The 21474-nt window shown below is 61.1% G+C and carries 22 protein-coding genes and 1 riboswitch; of the genes, 16 read left to right on the top strand and 6 right to left on the bottom strand.

Translation table 11 applies throughout. From position 1 onward, the window contains the following. Positions 1 to 309: 309 nt before the first annotated feature. The 10 genes from ACYQ54_RS19235 to ACYQ54_RS19190 all read left to right on the top strand — a co-directional run bounded on the left by ACYQ54_RS19235 (position 310) and on the right by ACYQ54_RS19190 (position 12028). Positions 310 to 1545, top strand: a complete 1236-nt coding sequence (locus ACYQ54_RS19235) for an aminotransferase class I/II-fold pyridoxal phosphate-dependent enzyme (RefSeq protein WP_460085516.1) — start codon at positions 310 to 312, stop codon at positions 1543 to 1545. Then, complete coding sequence (locus ACYQ54_RS19230) at positions 1542 to 4286, top strand: DNA translocase FtsK (protein ID WP_460085515.1); 2745 nt, start codon at positions 1542 to 1544, stop codon at positions 4284 to 4286. Before ACYQ54_RS19235 ends, ACYQ54_RS19230 begins: the two co-directional genes overlap by 4 nt. Before the next feature lie 84 nt (positions 4287 to 4370). Beyond that, positions 4371 to 5018 (top strand): outer membrane lipoprotein carrier protein LolA, encoded by a 648-nt coding sequence (locus ACYQ54_RS19225; protein WP_460085513.1) that lies wholly within the window; start codon positions 4371 to 4373, stop codon positions 5016 to 5018. 19 nt (positions 5019 to 5037) lie between these two features. Then, the gene (locus ACYQ54_RS19220; RefSeq protein WP_460085512.1) at positions 5038 to 6006 is read left to right on the top strand and encodes an ATP-dependent carboxylate-amine ligase; all 969 of its coding nucleotides are present in this window, start codon (positions 5038 to 5040) and stop codon (positions 6004 to 6006) included. 98 nt (positions 6007 to 6104) lie between these two features. Further along, positions 6105 to 6313, top strand: a riboswitch (cobalamin riboswitch). A 128-nt stretch (positions 6314 to 6441) separates the two neighbouring features. Continuing rightward, positions 6442 to 7557, top strand: coding sequence for an ABC transporter substrate-binding protein (locus ACYQ54_RS19215; RefSeq protein ID WP_460085510.1), 1116 nt, complete (start codon positions 6442 to 6444; stop codon positions 7555 to 7557). Next, positions 7557 to 8669: a FecCD family ABC transporter permease gene (locus tag ACYQ54_RS19210; protein WP_460085509.1), complete on the top strand. Its 1113-nt coding sequence runs from the start codon at positions 7557 to 7559 to the stop codon at positions 8667 to 8669. Before ACYQ54_RS19215 ends, ACYQ54_RS19210 begins: the two co-directional genes overlap by 1 nt. Then, positions 8666 to 9436 carry an ABC transporter ATP-binding protein gene (locus ACYQ54_RS19205; protein ID WP_460085508.1) on the top strand — a complete coding sequence of 257 codons (771 nt, stop codon included), beginning with the start codon at positions 8666 to 8668 and terminating at the stop codon, positions 9434 to 9436. Before ACYQ54_RS19210 ends, ACYQ54_RS19205 begins: the two co-directional genes overlap by 4 nt. Beyond that, positions 9436 to 10203, top strand: a complete 768-nt coding sequence (locus ACYQ54_RS19200; RefSeq protein ID WP_460085506.1) for a (2Fe-2S) ferredoxin domain-containing protein — start codon at positions 9436 to 9438, stop codon at positions 10201 to 10203. The genes ACYQ54_RS19205 and ACYQ54_RS19200 overlap by 1 nt, the downstream gene beginning before the upstream one ends. A gap of 216 nt (positions 10204 to 10419) precedes the next feature. Continuing rightward, positions 10420 to 10872 carry a DoxX family protein gene (locus ACYQ54_RS19195; RefSeq protein ID WP_460085505.1) on the top strand — a complete coding sequence of 151 codons (453 nt, stop codon included), beginning with the start codon at positions 10420 to 10422 and terminating at the stop codon, positions 10870 to 10872. Positions 10873 to 11032: 160 nt separating this feature from the next. After that, complete coding sequence (locus ACYQ54_RS19190) at positions 11033 to 12028, top strand: LLM class flavin-dependent oxidoreductase (protein WP_460085503.1); 996 nt, start codon at positions 11033 to 11035, stop codon at positions 12026 to 12028. Here the strand turns inward: ACYQ54_RS19190 and ACYQ54_RS19185 are convergent, their stop codons facing one another. Continuing rightward, positions 12029 to 12640 carry an NAD(P)H-dependent oxidoreductase gene (locus tag ACYQ54_RS19185; RefSeq protein ID WP_460085502.1) on the bottom strand — a complete coding sequence of 204 codons (612 nt, stop codon included), beginning with the start codon at positions 12638 to 12640 and terminating at the stop codon, positions 12029 to 12031. Positions 12641 to 12921: 281 nt separating this feature from the next. Here ACYQ54_RS19185 and ACYQ54_RS19180 point away from each other — a divergent pair, with 281 nt between their 5' ends. Genes ACYQ54_RS19180 through ACYQ54_RS19170 form a run of 3 tightly spaced genes read left to right on the top strand, consistent with a single transcriptional unit; the run spans position 12922 to position 14365 of the window. Further along, entirely contained in the window at positions 12922 to 13182 is a 261-nt protein-coding gene (locus tag ACYQ54_RS19180) for a PepSY domain-containing protein (RefSeq protein WP_460085501.1), read from the top strand. 2 nt (positions 13183 to 13184) lie between these two features. After that, positions 13185 to 13835 carry a cytochrome b/b6 domain-containing protein gene (locus tag ACYQ54_RS19175; protein WP_460085499.1) on the top strand — a complete coding sequence of 217 codons (651 nt, stop codon included), beginning with the start codon at positions 13185 to 13187 and terminating at the stop codon, positions 13833 to 13835. Further along, complete coding sequence (locus ACYQ54_RS19170) at positions 13832 to 14365, top strand: helix-turn-helix transcriptional regulator (RefSeq protein WP_460085498.1); 534 nt, start codon at positions 13832 to 13834, stop codon at positions 14363 to 14365. Before ACYQ54_RS19175 ends, ACYQ54_RS19170 begins: the two co-directional genes overlap by 4 nt. 52 nt (positions 14366 to 14417) lie before the next feature. Here ACYQ54_RS19170 and ACYQ54_RS19165 read toward each other — a convergent pair whose 3' ends face one another. The 3 genes from ACYQ54_RS19165 to yddG form a co-directional block, all read right to left on the bottom strand. After that, entirely contained in the window at positions 14418 to 14624 is a 207-nt protein-coding gene (locus ACYQ54_RS19165; protein WP_460085496.1) for a DUF1737 domain-containing protein, read from the bottom strand. A 17-nt stretch (positions 14625 to 14641) separates the two neighbouring features. After that, positions 14642 to 15526 (bottom strand): HpcH/HpaI aldolase/citrate lyase family protein, encoded by an 885-nt coding sequence (locus ACYQ54_RS19160; RefSeq protein WP_460085495.1) that lies wholly within the window; start codon positions 15524 to 15526, stop codon positions 14642 to 14644. 133 nt (positions 15527 to 15659) lie between these two features. Then, entirely contained in the window at positions 15660 to 16577 is a 918-nt protein-coding gene (gene yddG, locus ACYQ54_RS19155; RefSeq protein WP_460085493.1) for an aromatic amino acid exporter YddG, read from the bottom strand. A gap of 204 nt (positions 16578 to 16781) precedes the next feature. On the opposite strand from yddG, the gene ACYQ54_RS19150 reads away from it, so the two are divergent. After that, positions 16782 to 17243: an N-acetyltransferase family protein gene (locus ACYQ54_RS19150; protein WP_460085492.1), complete on the top strand. Its 462-nt coding sequence runs from the start codon at positions 16782 to 16784 to the stop codon at positions 17241 to 17243. Between the two features lie 72 nt (positions 17244 to 17315). On the opposite strand, the gene ACYQ54_RS19145 is transcribed toward ACYQ54_RS19150, so the two are convergent. After that, the gene (locus tag ACYQ54_RS19145) at positions 17316 to 18365 is read right to left on the bottom strand and encodes a DUF2125 domain-containing protein (protein WP_460085490.1); all 1050 of its coding nucleotides are present in this window, start codon (positions 18363 to 18365) and stop codon (positions 17316 to 17318) included. 151 nt (positions 18366 to 18516) lie between these two features. Here ACYQ54_RS19145 and ACYQ54_RS19140 point away from each other — a divergent pair, with 151 nt between their 5' ends. After that, positions 18517 to 19035 (top strand): gamma-glutamylcyclotransferase, encoded by a 519-nt coding sequence (locus tag ACYQ54_RS19140; RefSeq protein ID WP_460085488.1) that lies wholly within the window; start codon positions 18517 to 18519, stop codon positions 19033 to 19035. A gap of 45 nt (positions 19036 to 19080) precedes the next feature. Here the strand turns inward: ACYQ54_RS19140 and ACYQ54_RS19135 are convergent, their stop codons facing one another. After that, complete coding sequence (locus ACYQ54_RS19135; protein WP_460085486.1) at positions 19081 to 19788, bottom strand: GntR family transcriptional regulator; 708 nt, start codon at positions 19786 to 19788, stop codon at positions 19081 to 19083. 201 nt (positions 19789 to 19989) lie between these two features. Between ACYQ54_RS19135 and ACYQ54_RS19130 the strand changes: the two genes are divergently transcribed. After that, entirely contained in the window at positions 19990 to 21447 is a 1458-nt protein-coding gene (locus ACYQ54_RS19130; protein ID WP_460085484.1) for an NCS1 family nucleobase:cation symporter-1, read from the top strand. Positions 21448 to 21474: the final 27 nt, after the last annotated feature.

The following is a 21474-nucleotide window of genomic DNA, read 5'->3' as shown; positions in this document are numbered from 1 at the left end:
GCCGTCGGTTCAGGGAACATCTGTGCCGTTCATCGTCAAGCCTGTCCCAGTCTTCACCGGCAGCGCCGATATCTCAATACCTACAGGGTCTTCATTGGCGATCAAGGACTTCCGGGTGACAGACTTCAGGCAGCAGCGGCCAGACCGCATTCTCCCGGAGCACCATGTGGAAGCCTTGCAACTGCCGCCGGAAATATCCGTGGGCAAGGAACGCAATTCCTGTCCCCCGCCCTGCTTGGTTAATAAGGGATTTACCACACCGGCTATAGGGTCTGAGCAAAGTTATGCGTAACGAGTGCCGGATCATTCATGCTTGCCAGCAAAAAAGCCTATCAGCGCGGTGTGTCCCTGCCGAGCTCCAACCCGTTTCAACGTCTTGCCGAACTTCTGAGCGGCGAGACGCCGGGGCTCGACCCGATTGTCATGACAATTGGCGAGCCGCAACACGCGATTCCCGACTTCACAGCGGAAGTTCTGGCGGAAAACATGGCTGGTTTCCGCCGATATCCGCCGATCGACGGTTCGCCCGAGTTCCGCGCCGCCATCGCATCCTGGCTGGACCGTCGCTACAATCTGGGCGGCTTGATTGATCCCGATCACGGCGTTCTGCCGCTGAACGGATCCCGTGAAGGCCTGTCCTTCGGCGCCATTGCCGCTCGCGACCAGTTGAACAAGGGCCTCGATCACCCGATGGTGATTCTGCCCAATCCGTTTTACCAGACCTATGCCGCCGCGGCCCATGTGGCAGACGCGGAAGCTGTTCTGCTCGACGCGGTCGCCGGCAACAACTTTCTGCCCGATCTCGACAGCCTCGATGCGGAGCTCTTGGAACGGACTGTCGCCTTCTACGTGGCATCGCCCACCAACCCGGAGGGCTTTGTCGCCGATACCACCTACTGGCAGCGCCTGATCGGAATGGCCCGAAAGCACCGGTTCTATATCTTCGCAGACGAGTGTTATTCGGAAATCTATCGCGATACGCCGCCCATCGGCATTCTGGAGGCCGCAAAGGACCTCGATTCAGAGCAGGGTGGCGGCTTTGCGAACATTATCGTCCTCAATTCCCTGTCCAAACGCTCCAATCTGGCGGGCCTGCGTTGCGGCTTTGCCGCAGGCGATCCCGAGTTCCTGAAAAAATGGGCAAAGTTCCGCGGCCTGGCCGCGCCGCAGGTGCCGCTGCCGGCGCAGGCAGTTGCCGTCAGGGCCTATCAGGACGAAACCCACGTCATCGAGAACCGCAGGCTCTACAACGAGAAATTTGCGGTTGCCGAAAAGCACCTCGGCCCGATCCTTGGGCCGGTGACACCAGATGCCGGGTTCTTCCTGTGGCTTGATATCAGCCGCTGGGGGGACGCCGTTTCCGTCACCAGGGCCTTGTGGACCGAAATCGGAGTGAAGGTGCTGCCGGGCAGTTACCTTGCCTCGGACCAGTCGGACGGGAGCAATCCCGGACGCAACTACATTCGCATCAGCCTGACGGCCCCTCTCGAGCAGACCGAGATCGCTCTGGAACGTCTGGCGAAATGGTTGGGAGACAAGGCATGAGGCGGGCCAGCGCAATTCGGGGCAACGGCCGCAGGGCTTCGGTCGACCTTCTGGACACCGAAAGCCCGCTGAAGCGGTTTCTCAGGCGCAATCTCGTCGGGGCCGCCGGTCTTGGCATCATCGCCCTGGCGGCAATGCTCGCGGCGAGCCTGGCAACCTGGTCCGTCAGTGACCCGAGCCTCAACCATGCGACCGGCGGGCAAGTGCGCAACGCGCTCGGCACGCCGGGGGCTGTCCTTGCGGACATCCTGATGCAGACAATCGGCCTTGCAACGGCCGTGTTCCTGGTGCCCCTGGTGCTGTGGGGCTGGCGGCTTCTGACCGGACATGCGCTTGGTATCGGCCGCAAGCGCCTGCTCTTCTGGCTGATCGGCACAAGCCTTGCCGCTGGCGCTCTGGCCTCGCTGCCGGTTCCCGAGAGCTGGCCGCTGCCAACCGGTCTTGGCGGCTTTTTCGGCGACACCGTTCACCACCTGCCTGCCCTCATCACCGACAACATGACCAGCGGTGCCGCAACGATTGTCGGCGCACTCGGTCTTGGCGTTCCGGCAGTTCTGTTCCTTCTCGCGGCCGCCGGATGGCTGGGCCGCGTTGGCGCTCCGTCCGAACGCGTCGAACCTGTCGCCGCACCCGTTGGCCATGGCAAATCCAACGATCACGAGCTCGACTTCGACGACGAGGACGGCGAGTCCCGTATCGGCATCTTCATGAGCGCTCTCGTTGGCCAGATGGAGCATTTCGGCCTTCAGACCGCCGCACAGTTGCGCCGCCTGACAGGCCTGAAGCGCACCCAGGTCCAGGACGAGGAAGAGCACTGGGACGAAGATGAAGACGACATCGACTTCGAACCGGAAGACACCCGGCAGGGCAGCCGCCTCAAGGCGTTCCGCAGAGCACTGGCCGGAAGGCTGATACCGCAGGATGACGACGGTCTGGACGACTTTTACCAGCGTGGCCGCCATGCGGACGATGGTGACGAGCCGCATGCGGAAGACTATTACGACGAGGACGGCGATACCTTCGAACCTGACGATCTGATGATCGACAAGGGTCCCGTCACGGGGCGCCAGGCCGTTCCGGTCGGCATCGCCGCGCCGGACACCGCGCCGCAGGCTTCGGCCCAGCCGGCATCGAACGGTCGCGTCATTCCCCCGGCTCCGCGTCCGAAGCAGAGCAAACGGGCGATCGAAGAGGCACAGCCGTCTTTCCTCGGTGCGCCGGAAGAATACGAACTGCCGCCGCTGCGGCTTCTGGCCGAGCCGAAGACCACCGGCAAGGTGCCGGGCCTGTCCGCGGACGCGCTGGAACAGAATGCCCGCATCCTGGAAGGTGTGCTGGAAGATTTCGGCGTTCGCGGCGAAATCATCGAAGTGCGCCCCGGTCCGGTCGTCACCCTGTACGAACTGGAACCTGCCCCGGGCATCAAGTCTTCTCGCGTCATCGGCCTTGCCGACGATATTGCCCGCTCCATGAGCGCGATTTCCGCTCGCGTGGCGGTGATCCCGGGCAAGAACGCCATCGGCATCGAGTTGCCGAATGCCCGCCGCGAAACGGTTTACCTGCGCGAACTGCTGGCCGCCCAGGACTTCGAAAAGTCCAAGGCCAAGCTGGCGCTGGCCCTCGGCAAGACCATCAACGGCGAAAGCGTCGTTGCTGATCTGGCCCGCATGCCGCACCTGCTGGTGGCCGGTACCACCGGTTCGGGCAAGTCGGTCTCTATCAACACCATGATCCTGTCGTTGCTCTACCGGCTGACACCGGAGCAGTGCAAGATGATCATGATCGACCCGAAAATGCTGGAACTGTCCATCTATGACGGCATCCCGCATCTGCTGACACCGGTCGTGACCGATCCGAAAAAAGCCGTCGTTGCCTTGAAGTGGACCGTCCGAGAGATGGAAGACCGCTACAAGAAGATGTCCAAGATGGGTGTCCGCAACATCGACGGCTACAACACGCGCATCAAGCAGGCGCTGGAAAAGAACGAATCCTTCACCCGGACCGTCCAGACCGGTTTCGACCGCGACACCGGCCAGCCGATCTACGAAGAAGAGCAGCTGCCGCTGGAAGCCATGCCGTATATCGTCGTCATCGTCGATGAAATGGCCGACCTGATGATGGTTGCCGGCAAGGACATCGAAGGAGCGATCCAGCGTCTGGCACAGATGGCCCGTGCTGCCGGCATCCACCTGATCATGGCAACGCAGCGCCCGTCGGTGGACGTCATCACCGGGACCATCAAGGCCAACTTCCCGACCCGTATCTCCTTCCAGGTGACGTCGAAGATCGACAGCCGCACCATCCTGGGCGAAATGGGCGCCGAGCAGCTGCTGGGCATGGGTGACATGCTTTACATGGCCGGTGGCGGACGCATTCAGCGCGTGCACGGGCCGTTCGTTGCCGATGACGAGGTCGAGGATATCGTCAAGCACCTGAAGGTTCAGGGCACGCCGCAATATCTGGAAGCCGTGACCGAGGAAGAGGACGAGTCCGACAGCCCCTACGATGGCGGCGGCCTTGCCGGTGGCGAAGAGGGCAACGATCTTTACGACAAGGCGGTTGCCATCGTTCTGCGCGACAAGAAGGCATCGACCTCCTACGTCCAGCGGCGGCTTTCCATCGGCTACAACCGCGCCGCCTCGCTGATCGAGCGTATGGAAAACGAAGGTTTGATCAGCGCCGCAAACCACGCCGGAAAGCGCGAGATTCTCGTGCAGAACGGCGTGGACGAAGATTTTTGATGGTAGACTGCCAAAGCTTTGCCACACACGCTCCCTAGCTAAGGGGAAACGTGTCACAGAGAGAACGATTTAGGACATTGCATCATGCTGAAACGCTTCGCTTCCCGCCTGATCAAACCTCTGCTGGCAGCCGGCCTGGCCGCGGCACTGTCCCTGTCGGCACTGCTGCCCGCTGCGGCGCTGACCGAGCAGGAACAAAAAGCCCTCAAGGATCTCAACACCTACTTCAACTCGGTGAAGACCATGCATGGCGACTTCATCCAGTTCGGTCCTGACGGCAACCAGTCCGACGGAAAATTCTACATGGCCCGTCCGGGCAAGGTGCGCTTCTACTACAACAAGCCTTCCGTGCTTGACATCGTGGCCGACGGCAAGTCGGTGTCGGTCCGCGACCGGAAGCTGAACACCCAGGACATCTGGCCGCTCGGCCAGACACCTCTGCGCTTCCTGCTGTCCGACGATATCGACCTGCAGAAGGACACCAACGTCACCAACGTGCTGGTGGAAGAAGACCTGATCACCGTGACGATCTTCGACAAGACCAAGTTCAACTCCGGCACGCTGACGCTGATTTTTGATGCCAAGGACTACGCCCTGAAGCAGTGGACGGTCACCGACCAGCAGGGCTACGACACCTCCGTTGCGGTCTATAACGTCGTCTCCAACGGCCCGACCAATCCGGACCTGTTCAAGATCGACTATCTGGCCAACGCCCGCCAGAACAAGAACTGATCCCCCGGCTGGCCACAGCATGACCGAACCGGCCGGCCGGCGCGCACTCGTCTTCGATCTGCTTGAAGCCTATTGCGCCCGCAAAGGCTACCGCCTGACGGCGGGCGACAGCCACGGCCATGCCGGCCTGATCGAGAGCCCGTCGGGCAAGCGCTGGTTCTTCAAGGGAACCCGGTTCGATCTCAACACGCTCGGCGCAGCGGAAATTGCCACGGACAAAGCCTATGCCGCCGCCTTTCTGAAGGCGGCGGGCCTGGCAGTTCCGGAGGGACATCTGGTTTTCGCGCGGGACATCAGCGACGGCCACCGCGCACCGAAAGATGTTCTGGATTTTGCCGGGAAGCACGGCTTTCCGCTTTACGTCAAACCCAATTGCGGCCGGGAAGGGCGAGACGTGGTGCGGGTTGACACCTGTCACACGCTCCAGAATGCCCTCTACATCCTTGCCAGGAGCAACGACCAGCTGCTGGTGCAGCCGGAAATCCGCGGACTGGAACTGAGGATTATCGTGCTGGACGGCGATGTCCTATGCGCGATCGAACGGCGCTCGCCGCGGATCTCCGGAGACGGCCATCGCAGCATTGCCGAGATCATCGACGCTGATCCACGCATCGACGCGGCCGATCCCCGTCTCGCCTTCGAACTCTCCCAGCAGGGGCTGATGATGGAAACGGTCCCCGCACCCGGCCAGACGGTCACGCTTCTGCCCGTGGTCAACCTCTCCGCGGGCGGAACCGCCAGAATTGTCACCGGCTCCCTGGCCCCGGACCTTGCAGCCCTTGCCCGCAAGGCCGCGCAGGCCCTTGCCCTGCGTTATGCCGCCGTCGACCTGATCCTGACGGACGCCGCCAGCGCAAATGGAGACGCCGTCATACTGGAAGTCAACGCCGCGCCCGGTCTCGGTAATCTTGCCCGGCAGGGTTCGGAAGAAACGGCCGCCGTCAATCAGATCTACGAACGTGTCTTCGAGGCGATGTTTGACGCATGAGAATTCGCGAAAGCACCCTGCCAGCGTGCCCATCTGACAATGGCGGCTGCATATCGCCAGGGAGGCCAAGCCTGCACTGTTGACGTCATCGCAAAAAATGACGACAAAAGACAGTCGGTTTCCGCAAGGAATGAAAAGGGAATCCGGTGCGTGGCGGAAGCTTGAGCACGTCACAACTCCGGAGCTGTCCCCGCAACTGTAAGCGACGAGCGCCCTCAAGCTGGCCACTGGATCCGCCAGGATCTGGGAAGGCCGGGGAGCGCGATGACCCGTGAGCCAGGAGACCTGCCGGCACTTGTTCAATCAAACCCGGGCGGGGTGTCCTGGAGGAGGGTCCAATGATTTCCGCACGCCTGTCGCGCGGTGACCGATTTCTGATCGGGTTTCCGTCATGCCCGTCTCCGTTTGCTCCGCCGCAACTGGAGCACGGGACCTTTGCTCACATACAATTCCATATCCAGACATCGCGCCGCTGCCGGGCGAATCCCGGTACGCGTCTGGAAATCAATCAACGCAGCACTTCTCATCGTCTGTCTGCTGTTGATCTCCGCGTCCGCATTCGCCGAACCGGTTGAAATTACAGACGATACCGGCCGTACACTCAGCTTCGAAAAACCGCTTGAACGCGTTGTCGTCTTCAACCGCTACAATGCCGAATTTGTGCGCGCCGTCGGCGGAATGAAGATCATCGTTGGTGTCGACAGTTGGGTGACCCGCGACCCGACCTACTGGCCGGATCTGCAGGACAACATGCTGGTCGGCACCGGTCAGCGCGAGCCGAATTACGAGGCGATCATCGCGCTGGAACCGGATGTGGTCATCTTCCCGCGCAACGGCGCATGGGAAGAAGCGATCGACACGCTGAAACCCTTCGACATTCCCGTTGTGGTTCTGACCGGCTGGGACGTGCTGAAACACGTGTCCAACATCGACGCCTTTGGCAAGATGTTCGGCAAACCAGAACGCGCTGAAAAACTGAATGCCTTTTACACCGAGCACATTTCCCTGTTGAAGGAACGCCTGAGCGGTGTCGACACCAGAAAGGTCTATCTGGAGGAAAAGACACCGTTCCGGTCGGTTCTCCAGGGATCCGGTTGGCACGACATGATCGAGGCGGGCGGCGGCCGCAACATTTTCGAAGCCATAGATATCGGCACCCAGCCCAGGGAACGCGGCACGGTTCACAATTTCGAAATCGACCCCGAGGCAATTCTCGTTGCCAAGCCGGACCTGGTGGTCAAGCTTCAACCGGGCTCTTACCCTCTTCATCCGGCCGAGTTTTCCGATACCTTCTTTCAGGAATTCGCCGCTCGACCGGGCATTGACGAAGTTCCTGCCATGGGCACCGGCAGCGTCTATCACATGAACTATTACCTTGCCGGCGGCTGTTCCAAGATGATCGGAGCGCTTGCCATCGCCAAGTGGCTCTATCCGGACCGGTTTGAGGATGTCGACCCGGACGCGGTCATGAAGACCTGGCTGGAAGACTTCCAGGGCGTGTCCTATCCCGGCCGGTACTGGACCCGTATCACCGAAGCCGAAGGCCGATGATGAACGGTTTCATTTCGTCCGGCCTGGCCGGACGCGCCACCGTTGCACCTGGCGACATCCGGCGGGCTTATGCCCGCCGGACCGCCAAAGCCGCATTTCTATGCGGGGCGGGCACTCTGGTTCTCATCATGATCGCGCTCTGGGCCCTGTCGCTCGGCGCCAACGACCTGTCCTTCAGTCAGGCACTGCAGATCACATTCGGCTTCGTGTTATCGGATGGACTCATCGCAGAAGTTTCCACCTTGCAGGAAAAAGTGGTCCTGCAGCTGCGTCTGCCACGCATCGTCATGGCGATTGTTGCCGGTGCCGGCCTTTCCGTTGCCGGCGTGGTCATGCAGGGCATCACGCGGAACCCGCTGGTCAGCCCCTTTACCGTCGGCCTGTCTCCCGCCGCCGCCTTCGGCGCCGCGCTTGCCATCCTTGCGGGTGCGCTCACCATGCCGGATATCGGCAACTATCTGATCGTCGGCGGGGCATTTGCCTCCTCGCTCCTGTGCGCGGCCATCGTGCTCGGCATTGCAGGCCTCAGCGGCGTGTCCGCCACCACCATCATTCTGGCCGGTATCGGCCTCACCTATCTCTTCAGCGCCTTCACGGCCACTTTGCAATTCGTCGCGACCCAGGAGCAGCTGTCCGCCATCGTGCACTGGACCTTCGGCTCGCTGAACGCTTCCGGTTGGGACGAGGTCCTGGTCTCCACTGTCATTTTGGCCCTGGCTACGCCTGTGTTCTGGAAACTTTCCTGGGCACTCAACGCACTTTCAGCAGGCGAGGAAACCGCCGCTTCTCTCGGCTACAATCTCAGAACCACCCGGTTGGCGGCAGCGGTCTTCTCCGTCCTTCTGACGGCAGGCATCATCGCCTTTACCGGCGTGATCGGGTTCGTTGGTCTGGTAGCACCCCATATCGCCCGCATGACCATTGGCAACGATCACCGCTGGCTGATCCCGTATTCCATGATCGTTGGCGCTCTGTTGCTTCTCGTCGCCGATACCATCGGCAGATCCCTGTTCTCACCGGCCGTCATTCCCGTAGGCATCGTCGTCGCCTATGTCGGTGTACCGCTCTTCGTTCACCTGATCCTGAGGCAACGTCGGAGGACACTGCAATGATTTGCATAAAGGGGCTGTCGCTCAGCTATGGCAGCCGAACCATCCTGCAAGACATTTCCTTGGCCGTAGAAAAGGGCGAATGCCTCGGTCTGCTGGGAGCCAACGGCGCAGGCAAGAGTTCCCTGCTGAAATGCCTGGCAAGGCTTGCAACGCCGGGACAGGGCAGCATCGAAGTGGAGGGCAGGCCACAGGCTTCCTTCAACCGCAAAGCTTATGCCCGCAAGCTTGCCTATGTGCCGCAACATATACCGGATGACGTGGCCATGTCCGTCATCGACCTCGTGCAACTTGGCCGCACGCCACATATTTCCGGAAGCCTGGGGGCCGCGGACCGGGATCTCGTAATCGACGCTCTTGTGCGGGTCGACATGGCCCATCACGCCTTTTCCGAAGTTGCCCGGCTTTCCGGTGGCGAACGTCAGCGCGTTGCGATTGCCCGGGCCCTGGTCCAGCAGCCACAGGCGCTGCTGCTTGATGAACCCACAAGCGCACTCGACCTGAAACACCAGATGGAGACAATGCGTCTGGTCAGATCGCTGGCCGAGGAAACCGGTATGGCGATCATTATCGCGGTTCACGACCTGTCGCTTGCGGCGCGCTACTGCACGCGGCTGGCGCTTCTGTCCGGCGGCCGGATCGTCGCCACGGGATCCTGGAGGGAAGTGCTTTCACCCGACCGCATCCGCGAATCCTACGGCGTCGCCGCCCTGGTCGGCGAGGTGGAAACCTATCCCTATATCGTTCCTGTTGAAGCTGGAGCTGCCTGATGCGTCCAACCATATTGCTTCTTGCGAAGGCAGCTATAGCGGCAAAGCCGCTTGCAGAGCTTGAAGCGCTCGCACAATCCGTATCGGCGGCCATGCCGGGTTTCCAGACGGTCTACGCCCTGTCGGAACAGGGCAGCCCCTCCTTGCGCCAGCGCCTTGACGACCTGGCCGGGCAATCCGTCCCGGAGGTTGTCATCGTTCCGGTGATGATCCCGATGGAGCCGGGATTTCCCGCCTGGATCAAACGGTCCGTACACCGCTGGAAACAGAACCGGCAGGGGTTTCTACCCGCAATCCGGATCGCCGATGCGCCTGCAACCAGGTCGGAGGAGCTGACACAACTTCTCACCGGGCTTGCCACGAACACGGCTGCAGGCAATGTTCTCGAGGAAACGGTGAAACTGCCCGATGCGTCCATTATTCCCGGACAAAAACACCGCATTCTGGTCTGCATGGGCGGTGCCTGCAACGATGCCGGAGCCGTCAGTCTCTGGTCTCACCTGAGGACCGAACAGGACCGGCTGAAACTGCGGGACGCGGGCGATGGCATGATGAGCTGCAAAACAAGCTGCCTCGGTCCCTGCAATCTGGCGCCTGTCCTGCAAGTCTGGCCCGACGGCACGACCTATTGCGGGGTCGACGAAGCAGGTGTGGATACAATCCTCAAGACCCATGTCCTGGAGAGCGGTGGTCCTGCTGCCGAGTTTGCCTATCCGGCAGACGGGAATAAGCAGCGGCTTCGGCAAAGAGCCTCCGCCGGAACGTGAACCTGCCTCCGAGAGCGCTAGCAACGAACGTCCGACCCGGGCCAACCGGTTTCGTAACTTACGGTCTCCTACCGTCGGCAGCAGCGAAGGCATATTGTCCACTATTGGTGGATAATATGATCATAAATGTGAAGCTTATACTTTTCTGAATAGACAGTATCTTGTTTTCAGTATCGGGCGGCAAAAAAATGCCCCCGTCAAACAGGAGTACTGAAAATGGCAAATCTCGATACAATCTCCGCCTCTCACACAGGCGATACCGTTCTCACCCGGGTTCTGGACGGCGGCATACCGCTGGCAGCCCGCCTTCTGATCGTGCCGCTGTTTCTGCTTTCCGGCATCACCAAACTCGGCTCTGCCGAAGCCACGATCGGCTGGATCGATGCCGCAGGCCTGCCTTTTGCGACCCTGGCCTATGTCGGCGCCGTCGCCGTGGAAATCCTGGGCAGCCTGGCGCTGGTTGCCGGCTTCCAGACCCGTATCACCGCCGGTTTGATGGCACTGTTCACCGTTGCCGCTGCATTGGCATTCCACAACGCGCTTGGTGATCAGAACCAGTTCATCCATTTCTTCAAGAACATCGCGATCGCAGGTGGCCTTCTTCAGGTGGTCGCTTTTGGTGCCGGCCGCTACAGCCTGGATGCCCGGGTCAACCGTTCCCGCATCTAACAAACCGGCATCCCCGGCAAATCGCTTCACGGCTCCCGCTCATCCCGGGAGCCGTGCGCGTTTGAAGGCCTGGAAGGACTGCGCAGAAGCGGCGGCCGATAAAAGTTGACCTTGGCGGGCGGGTTTTCAGATCCTACATGGAGCTCCAACGGAGATATCCATGCAGAATTTTTCTCTTCTAGATCTTTCGCCTGTGCCGGAAGGCCAGACAGCGGCCGAAGCCCTTGCGAACACGGTCGATCTGTCACGTTTGGCAGAACAGGCGGGCTACCATCGATACTGGCTGGCCGAGCACCACAACATGCCGGGCATCGCCAGCGCCGCAACCTCGCTTGTCATCGGACAGGTGGCTGCGGCGACTTCCACAATGCGTGTTGGTGCGGGTGGCATCATGCTGCCCAACCACTCGCCGCTGATCATCGCGGAACAGTTCGGCACCCTGGCAACGCTCTATCCTGGACGGATCGACCTTGGTCTGGGCCGCGCACCGGGAACGGACATGGCGACAGCCAGGGCCTTGCGTCGCCACATGGCCGGTGAGGACAGCTTTCCGCAGGATGTCCAGGAACTGATGGGCTATTTCAGACCGGCCTCGGAATCGACCCGGGTTCGCGCAATCCCGGGGGAAGGCACGCAGGTTCCGGTCTGGATCCTCGGCTCGAGCCTCTACGGCGCACAACTCGCGGCCGCCTTCGGATTGCCCTATGCCTTTGCGTCTCATTTTGCCCCTGCAATGCTGGAAGAAGCGCTGGAGATCTATCGCGCGACCTTCCAGCCGTCGCCGCAACTTGCCAAACCGCACGTGATGGTGGCAGCTGGTGTCTTCGCCGCCGACACGGATGAAGAGGCCGCTTACCTGCGTTCGTCCCAGCTCCTAGCATTTGCCAGGCTGCGCATGGGCAACCCGGGCAAATTGCCCTTGCCGGTGGAAGACGTCAGGGACGAATTTCCGGCACCTGTACTGGCACAGGTCGAACTTGCCCTGTCGTGCTCGGCAACGGGGTCTCCGGACACCATCCGGGAGCAACTCGCGGCAATCATCGACCGCTATCAGCCGGACGAGCTGATGATCACCGGCATGATCCACGATCACCGTGCCCGCGTGAACTCCTTCGAACTTGCAGCCGACGTCCTGCGCGGCCTGACAGAACGCTGATCAGCCGTCGAAAGCGGTTCTGCAGATATGGGCAGTCGCTTCAAGCCAGCCTTGCCGCTGGGGATAGGAGCTGCCGACGACAGGCCTGAAAACGTGGCGCTCGTAGTCGAGAGCGCCACAATACGGCAGGACGCAGCGCCCCCAGATCAACTCCAGCGGGTCTCCGAGATCAAGGCGTTCACGCTCGGCCTCGGTGTCGGACGTGTTGAACACGACCGCCTTTCGGATCGACAGCAACCCTTCCGGCAGACCTTCGGCGGTCTGCAGCCGATAGGCCACACCCGGTACCAGCACACGGTCCATCCAGCCCGCCAGGATCGCCGGCGGTTTGCCCCACCAGTTCGGATGGACGACCAGCAGCCCGTCTGCGTCTGAAATACCTGCCCTGTGCCGGGAAACGACAGGATCCTCCGAACGGGAAAGCACTTCTTCCAGCGTATCGCCGATCGAGTAGGCTTCCTCGGCCGTCAGGCAGGGGTCAAATCCTTCGGCGTAAAGATCATGATGTTCGATCTGATGCCCTTCGGCTTCCAAGGCGGCTCGCGCCTGTTGTGAAAGAGCGTGACAGAAGCTGTTGGTTCTGGGATGCGCCAGAAGGGAAAAGATACGCAACGGTCGGTTTCCTTGAAGCAATGGGGCCGATATCAGCGCAGGAGTGTCGCCGGGGAAATTTCGTTCGGATGACTTCGCAAGTCAGATCATCGAATTCAAGCCCGGGCAGCCCAAATCACCTGCCCCGCCGCCGAGAAACCCGCCGGAGACAGGAATCCGGCGCATAAGCAGGTGCTTACAGCCCCCGAAATCAGCAATCCGTCAATCGACCGGAGCCGGGTTCGCCGCCATTCAGGACCAAGACCGCCAACGGTCACAACCATCTGATGAAGGACCAACCCATGCTGAAGAAATCTCTCGCTGTTCTGTGTCTCTGCCTCGCTCCGGTCGCCGCTCAGGCCATGCCCGCCGTCGGCGACATGGTCGGCACCAATCCGGAAGAAGCAACTGCAGCGCTGGCCAAGGCGGGTTGCACCGTCAAGGATTTTGAAGCCGAGGACGGCAAGATCGAAGCAAAATGCACCGATGCGGAAAACCAGCTTTGGGAAGTCTATATCGACCCGAAATCCGGCAAGGTCACCAACGTCAAGAACGAAGACTGACCATGGATGCACGTAACAACGCGCAATTGACCGAGGGGGCGCAAAGCCCCCCCGATCTGTGGGATCCGCTGGTGCGCATCAGCCATTGGCTGATCGCCATCGCGGTCATCGCCAATGGCCTCATCAACAAGGGGGGCGGCACGATCCACATCTGGATTGGCTGGGGCGTTCTCGGTTTGCTGATACTCCGCTTCGTCTGGGGTTTTCTCGGACCAGCCGAAGCCAGGTTCTCCGCCTTTCCTCCAGATCCCCGAGCCGCGGTGTCACACCTGATCGACCTTGTTCGCGGCAAGCCGCGTCACTATCGCTCTCATAATCCCGCCGGAGCGATGATGGTTTACGCCCTTTGGGTCTGCCTGGTCGTGGTGACCGCGACGGGTCTCTACATGACCGGCGCCAAGAGCCCCATCACGATTGCGGAGGAAAAGGCCGCAGTTGCGTCCGGAGACTGGTCGGTGCTTGTCAAAGAGGACGGCGAGGAAAAGGAGCACGACACGGTGCTGGGTGAAGCCGCGGAGGAGGTTCACGAGGTCGCCGCCAACCTGATGCTGGTGCTCGCGCTGATCCATGTCGCAGGTGTCGCAGTTGAAAGTCGTGCGATGAGGCGTAATCTGGTTCGGCCCATGCTGGTTGGCCGGATCAAGGACAAATGACAATTTCAGGAATCAACCTGCGGCAGGGACGGCGGGAAACAACCGCCCTTGCCGCATTCATGCTGTTGCAATCCGTCGCCGCGATCTTCTTTGTCGGCGATGCCTTTACCGACCTTGTGACCGACGTCGGCAGCCCGCATTCCGTATTCGAATTCTTCGTCGCCTTCGTGTTGGTCGTCGGAATTTTCCTGGCAGGTTGGCAATTACGCCTCACGCTGGAAAGACTGCGTGATCAGGAGCGCGCCCTCGGCGCGGCCCGTGGCGATCTTGCGCGGATTATCGACGCCCAGTTTGCCGAGTGGGGACTGACCCCGGCCGAAAGCGATGTTGGGCTCCTGGCCCTGAAAGGCCTGGATCTTTCCGAAATCGCACAATTGCGGGGCGCGGCGCAGGGAACCGTGCGCGCCCAATTGACCAGAATTTACGCAAAGGCTGGCGTTTCGGGCCGCCACCAGTTTGCGGCCTGGTTCGTCGAGGATCTGCTACAGGACGGTCTTGCGGCAAAGACGCCCGTATCCGCTCCGGCTTGACGCGGAGAGTATGAACCGTACCTGACAGCGCTTCAGACGGGTCTGAAAACGATCAATAGTCGCCGAGCTTCATATCCCGGGAATATTCGACACCCTCGACGTCCTTTGTCACAGCCTGACCGCAAATGGTCGCGCCACGCGTCGCGTCATAGGTAAGGGAGGGCGAGCCGGACAGCTGCCACCCCTTGTTGAGAGCCTGGGTAACCCGGTGGCAGAACTCACTGTCGTCGATGCCCGTGATGAAGCGGTAGAGTTTCATGAATGGTCTCTTGTGTCTCAGGTCCGGGCTGCGATGGCGTCGGCAATTGCGATCACCCGCTTGCCCATATCCGCATGTAGCCTTTCCACCATCTTGCCGTCCACCTGGATTGCGCCCTTGCCTGCATTTTCCGGCTCGTCGAACAAGGTGTTGATCTTGCGTGCCCAGGCAACCTCTTCCTCCGACGGACTGAAGGCGGCATGGCAGGGGGCGATCTGTTTCGGATGGATCAGCGTCTTGCCGTCCATGCCCATGTCGACACCCTGGGCACATTCGGCCGCAAAGCCTTCCTCGTCCTGAAAGGCATTGTAGACCCCGTCCAGAATGTCGATGCCGCCCGCACGCGCAGCTGCAACGCATGTCATCAGCCAGGGTGTCATGGCCGCCCTGCCAGGCGTCAGGCGGGCCCGGGTCTCCTTGGCCAGATCGTTGGTGCCCATCACGAAACAGGACAGCCGCACGGCCGGATCCAGGCCGCAGGCGCCGATGGCCCCGGCATTCAGCATCGCCAGCGGCGTTTCCATCATCGCCCAGAGTTTCAGATCCGTCGAAGCCCCCAATAGCGACAATTTGTGCGCGACCATCTGCAGGTCGGCGGGGCTATTGACCTTGGGCACCAGAACGGCATCCGGATTGGCCTTTACCGCCGCTGCCAGATCGTCTTCTCCCCAGGGGGTATCCAGCCCGTTGATGCGGATCACCACTTCGCGCTCGCCGTAACCGCGCGCTGACACCGCCTCGACGATCTGCGTACGCGCCATATCCTTTGCATCGGGCGCAACCGCGTCTTCAAGGTCAAGCAGCAGGCAGTCCACATCCAGCGTTGCCGCCTTTTCCAGCGCCCGGGCGTTGGAGCCGGGCATATAGAGAGCGGAACGGCGGGGTCTGAGCTGTGTGGTCATGGGTCGATCCTGCAAGTCGGGAGAACGGGTTTCCGGTTAACTTAGTGGATCGCGTCAAGGAGGGGAATTCGCCGAAGGGGGAAGGGCCGCGTTCGTGCACCGGACAACCACCAAACGCAGGCAATGCCGCCGATCACTGAAGTTCCTCTGCCTGCACGCTCACCGGTGCTTTTTGTCGGCGTTTGAAGAGCATGTCCTTCGCGGCAATCACCGCCCCCAGCGTAATCGCCAGACAGGCGATGCCGACGGACAGCGTCAAGGCACCGAAGCCGAAGGCAATCAGCAGCAAGGTGGACAGAAGCGGCGCTGAATAGGCCGCCGCGCCCAGCACCTGGATATCACCGCGCTTGACGCCGATGTCCCAGGTGAAGAAGGCAAGCCCAACCGGAAAGGCGGCCAGTGCCAGCACCGATGCCCACTCCAGCGACGTTGCAGGCAGGATCGTCTCCTCCAGCGCCAGATGGCAAATCCCCGACAGGAGCGCCGTCATCAGGCAAAATCCTGCAACGGCTTCGGTCGGCACCGCCCCCAGTCTGCGCGACAGGACCGAATAGCTGGACCAGAACAGGCAGGACGCCACCGCCGCGCCGTAGCCGAGCATTGAGCCGGAGGAAAACCCGACACCTTCACCACCGGTGATCAGAAGCACCGCCCCGGCCAGACCCAGAACCGTGCCGATGACATGGTGCAGACGCAGCCGCTCACCAGGCAGCAGGGCGGAAAACAGAACGATCAGCAAGGGCCACGTGTAGTTGATCAAATTGGCTTCAACGGGCGGCGCGTTGCGGATGGCGGTGAAATAGAAAAAATGAAAGCCGAACAGGCCGAAGGTGCCGAAGGCCCACACGCCGAGCGGTTGCCGGAGCAGCCGGGTCTTGCCTGTCACCATCAGCCAAATAAGCGCTACGATCCCGGAGAAGCCGAAACACAGGGTGTTCAACAAGAAGGGCGGCACATTGCCGGAACCGGCACCGAACAGGCCGAGGGTCGCCCACATCAGCACAGCCGTCAGTCCGATCAATGTCGCCTTCAACTTTTGCTGGTCCGCCATTTCCGGTTCCCGTCGTTTGCCGTGCAACGCTCATGGCACGAAATTGCCGCACGCGAAAGACGTCTGAGCGCGGATACGGCCCCATGTGCCGACCGACAGCGATGCCGCGGCCATTAATTGATCGAAGTCCTTGATCAGCGAACCGGTTTCGGGACATGGTGTGCCAAAGTCACACCCTCAATCGATTTGCTATCCGGGGAAATCATGACGACAACGCAAATCAGGGCCCTTCGGCTGGATGATGCCCTTCAGCTTGCGCCGCTTATTGCGGAAAATGCCCAAGCCTTGAAGCGCGGTGCACCGCGCCGGCCGGACGCCTATTACGCCGAACGCATTCTGGCCGACAAAACTGCCGAGGTTCTCGGCGCTTTCGAAGGCGACAAGCTGGTCGGCTTCGCGGTGTTTTTCGACCTGCCGGAACTCATCACCGGCCTCAGGATCGGCCAATTGGACGACATCTACGTCCATCCCGACCACCGCAACAAGGGCACCGGTCGCAAGATGATCGAGACGCTGGTAACCGAAGGCCAGAGCCGCGGATGGCTGCATCTGCGCTGGATCGTGCCGGGCAAGAACACCCCGGCGGTTGCGCTCTACGAAAAGATCGCCGAACCAGACCATCGGAAGAGCTACCTGATCCCGATCGACCGCGTCGCCGGCGACTGACCGGACAGCAGTATGAGACAAGCTTCAGTCCGCAATCCTCTGTTGCGGATGCGGACTGAGGCGGCAGAACTTTCAGGATCCCGCCGAAAACAACGGCGGGATCTGGCCGAGCGGCAGGAAGCCGATGCGGACAAGGCCGCGGTCGACCGAGACAGGCAGGGAAACAGTCCGCACGCCGTCGACGTCCTTCGCGGCCGGCTCAAGGCTCTTCACCACATTTTGCAGCAGCGTGTAGGTCTGGTCTTCCGGCGGGAACAGGGGCTTCAGGGTGTCCAGAAGCGCTTCCGGGTTGCCGAGGGCCAGCTCCAGCGAACCACTGAGCGTGCCGTCACCGGCAAGCACCAGATTACCGCTTGCCGTGGCCTTGCCGGATCCGAGCGCTGCCTCGGCCAACACCAGCTCCACCGGCAATTCTCCTCCTTGTGCCTGCACCAGGGAAAAGAGGTCAGCACCTGCCAGCAGGGCCGTCCCGCCATCGATGCGGGCATGACCGCGCAGGGAGATCGTCTGCTGCAGCTCCGGTAGGGACTTGAGGCTGAGATCCTGGACCGATAGGAAAGCTTCCAGTGTCGCCACGCTTTCGGGCAGCTTGCGCAAATGAATTTCGGTTTTTTCAGCCGCGAACAGCCCCCGGGCGAGGGCGGTATCAAACGCCGCCTCCGGCTTGTCGACCACCGCATCGAGCGATCCGAGCGCGTTGTCGCTGAACTTCACGCTGGCGCGGGCGGTCTGCCAGGTCAGGTCACCCTGCAGGCCATTGACCGGCACCGACATGGCCGCGGGAGACGTCGCCTCGAAGATTACGTGCCACGGATTATAGACCAGCGCGACCGCATTGAGACCGCCAACCGATGCGGCAGCCCCCCAGCGGTCGGCCGAGCGCAGGTCCGCGCAAGTGACTTCATACCTGAACGGATAGCCGGCAATACCAAGGTTTGCGCAGCTCAGGTCCAGACCCTGGTCCGCCATGCGGGCGATTTGACGGTCCAGTTGCTCCTGAAGGACCGATTGGCCGTACAACCAGGCCGCCGACCAGCCCGCAACCACCAGGGCAATCGCTCCGGCCAGCAGGATGTAACCTCGTCTGGAAGGTTTCGGCGGCATGATCTTTGTATCGGACACGGGCAGAGGCTCTCTTCTTGTTCGGTCGGTTTCCGGACCGTTCCGGCTCCCGACAAGATCCGCCCGCAGGGCAGGCGGCAGCCGGAGTGCCATTGAAACGGCCGGTGCAGCTTGCTATCTCCGCAGCTGCGGTAACACAAGACAGGTCGATATGAGCGATTTTTGGGTCTTTGGCTATGGTTCTTTGATGTGGAACCCGGGATTTGATCACCAGCGTGCCGAGCCGGCACTGCTGCGCGGCGCGCATCGCTCGCTCTGCGTCTATTCCTGGGTCCACCGAGGCACGCAGCAGCGCCCCGGCCTGGTCTTCGGCCTCGACAATGGCGGCGCCTGCCGGGGCATTGCCTATCAGGTGGCCGAGGAAATCTGGCCGCAGGTGCTGGAATATCTGCGCGCCCGCGAACAGACCACCATGGTCTACAAGGAACACCACCATCACGTGGAGCTCGACAGCGGCGAGAAGGTTGAAGCGCTTGTTTACATGGTCGACCACGGCCATGCCCAATATGCCGGAGCCTTGCCGCTGGAAGAGCAGCTGGAGATCGTGAGGGGTGCCGTCGGCAAGTCCGGAGCCAATCCGGACTATGTCATCAACACGGCCGCGCATCTCCAGGAAATGGGCATTCCCGATACGGGTCTGGCCTGGCTGGCGGAACGGCTGAAGAACTGAGCTCGGCGCAAAGCCGGAAGACACGTCCGGTCAGGAAGTGCTCCGTCAGGGAACTCCCCACCAGCGCAGCGTCTGCTCGCAATGATATTTCAGGGCCTGCACCGCTGCAGCCTCGTTCCGGGTTTCGAGAGCCTCGATAACGGCCAGGTGTTCGCCCATCGCCGAGGCGATCCGGTCCGCAAGAAACGGCCGGGCATGCTGGATGACGGCAATGCGGATGCGGTTTGATGCATAGGCCGCAGACAGAAGCGAGTTTCCGAGACCTTCACCAAGATAGGTGTGCAGGGACAGGTCCACCTCGATAGCCTTGGGCGGCAGGGTCGCCGCAGGGCCGGTGATTGCCTCGTCCCGCATGATTTCGTGCCGCCGGCGCAAAGCCTCCAGCCCATCCAGATTTCCCTCTGAAATCCGCCGGCGTGCGCCTTCCTGATCCAGCACCAGACGCACGTCGAGACATTCCCGGATGTTGTCCGGACTGGCTTCCATCACCTGCAGTCCACGCTTGGGCACTGTCGTCAGAAAGCCTTGCGAACTGGCATATTTCACCGCTTCGCGCACGGGAGCGATCGGATAGTCCAGCTGGTCGACAAGCTGGGACATCGACAGGAACTGGCCATTACGCAGCGAGCCGCTGCGCAAGGCTTCGACAAGTGCCTGAAAAGCCTTGTCGTTCAGCAACTCACCCTTGTTCGCGTCCTTCATTGCAGCTCCGTCGATCCGGTCCGGATGATCGCAGGTTGTCGTCTTGGGCATTTCCAAGCAAAACCGAAAGGACCTGCTTGAAATTCCGTATAGTCTGTTACCTAACATGCTTTGTAAAATGTTAGATGCAAGCACAAACTTTTTGCAATGCACAGCCAAGAGCTTCCTGCGTCCGGGAGAACGCAAGAAGACGTGCGAACGTCCGGAAAAAGACACCGAGGCCGCCGGGGATGTGGCCACAAGGAGGAGACTATGGCGAATTTATCTGGCAAATCGGGACCGCGAGACGGAGCCCTCTATAACGAGGATCTGGCGCCAATCCCGGCTTCGGAGCGCAAGTGGGGCGCATTCGAGATCTTCAACGTCTGGAACAACGATATCCAGAGCCTGTTCGGCTATACGCTGGCCGCATCGCTGTTCATCACATACGGCCTCAATGGATGGATGGTCTTCGCGGCTATTGTCCTGGCCGGTTTCTTCGTCATGGTGCTGGTCAACCTGACCGGCCGCCCGTCGGTGAAGCACGGCGTGCCCTATCCGGTGATCGCCCGTGCCTCGATGGGGGTCTACGGCGCGCGCTTTCCGGCGCTGGTGCGCGGCATCGTCGCCATCTTCTGGTACGGCGTGCAGACCTATTTCGCCTCAACGGCGGTTGCCTTGCTCCTCAACACGTTGCTCGGCACGGAAGGTGGCGCGGAATTCCTTGGCATGACCACGGTCGGCTGGATTTCCTACATCATTGTTTGTGTCTTCCAGGTCGCCCTGTTCATGAAGGGCATCGACTGGGTCGGCAAGTTCCTGAACTGGGCGGGCCCGTTCGTCTACATCGTCATGATCGCGCTGTGCCTTGTGATCTGGTGGAAAGCCGGCAACGGCATCTTCTCGGCCCTCGGCACCATCTTCGAAGGCAGCGAAGCAACCGACCCGCGCGGACCTGTTGCCGCCTTTGTCGCGGTGGTCGGCACGATGATCGCCTATTTCGCCGCCGTCGTGATCAACTTCGGTGACTTTTCCCGCTTCGTGTCGGATGAACGCGCCATGAAGCGTGGCAACTTCTGGGGCCTGCCGGTCTCCATGGCCTTCTTCTCCTTCATCGCGCTGTTCGTGACCGCGGGCACCGTGGTGCTGTTCGGAGAAAAACTGGTAAACCCGGCCGATATCGTCGACCGCGTCGACAACGTCCTGCTGACACTGATTGCCGCCGTCACCTTCTTTGCCGCGACGGTCGGCATCAACCTGGTGGCGAACTTCATTCCGCCGGCCTATGACATTGCCAACCTCAATCCGGAGAAGATCTCAGCCAAGACCGGTGGCATCATCACCGCCGTCATCGCCTTCTTCATCGGTGCGCTGTGGGTATCTGTCATCTCGAACATCGGCATTGCCGCCTTCGTCGACACGCTCGGCGCCTTCCTGGCACCGCTCTACGGTATTCTGGTCGCCGACTACTACCTGGTGCGCAAGCAGACCATCGATGTCGAGGCGCTGTTTTCCTCAGATCCGGATGCCCGCTACCACTACAACAACGGCTGGAACATGAAGGCCATCTTCGCCTTTGCAATCGCCGCTCTGTTTTCGGTGGCAACTGTGTGGGTTCCGGCCCTGTCGGAACTGTCCGGCTACGGCTGGGTCATCGGCGCGGTTCTGGGCGGTGCGCTGCATCTGATCCTGATGCGCCTGCAAACGGCAGAAGCCGGCAAGGCAGCCTGAGGTAAGCTTCAGGCGATCATCGCGCTT

Source organism: Roseibium sp. LAB1 (genome assembly GCF_054658235.1).
Note: the sequence above shows the minus strand (reverse complement) of the source record. Positions and strands in the feature narration are given on the sequence as shown.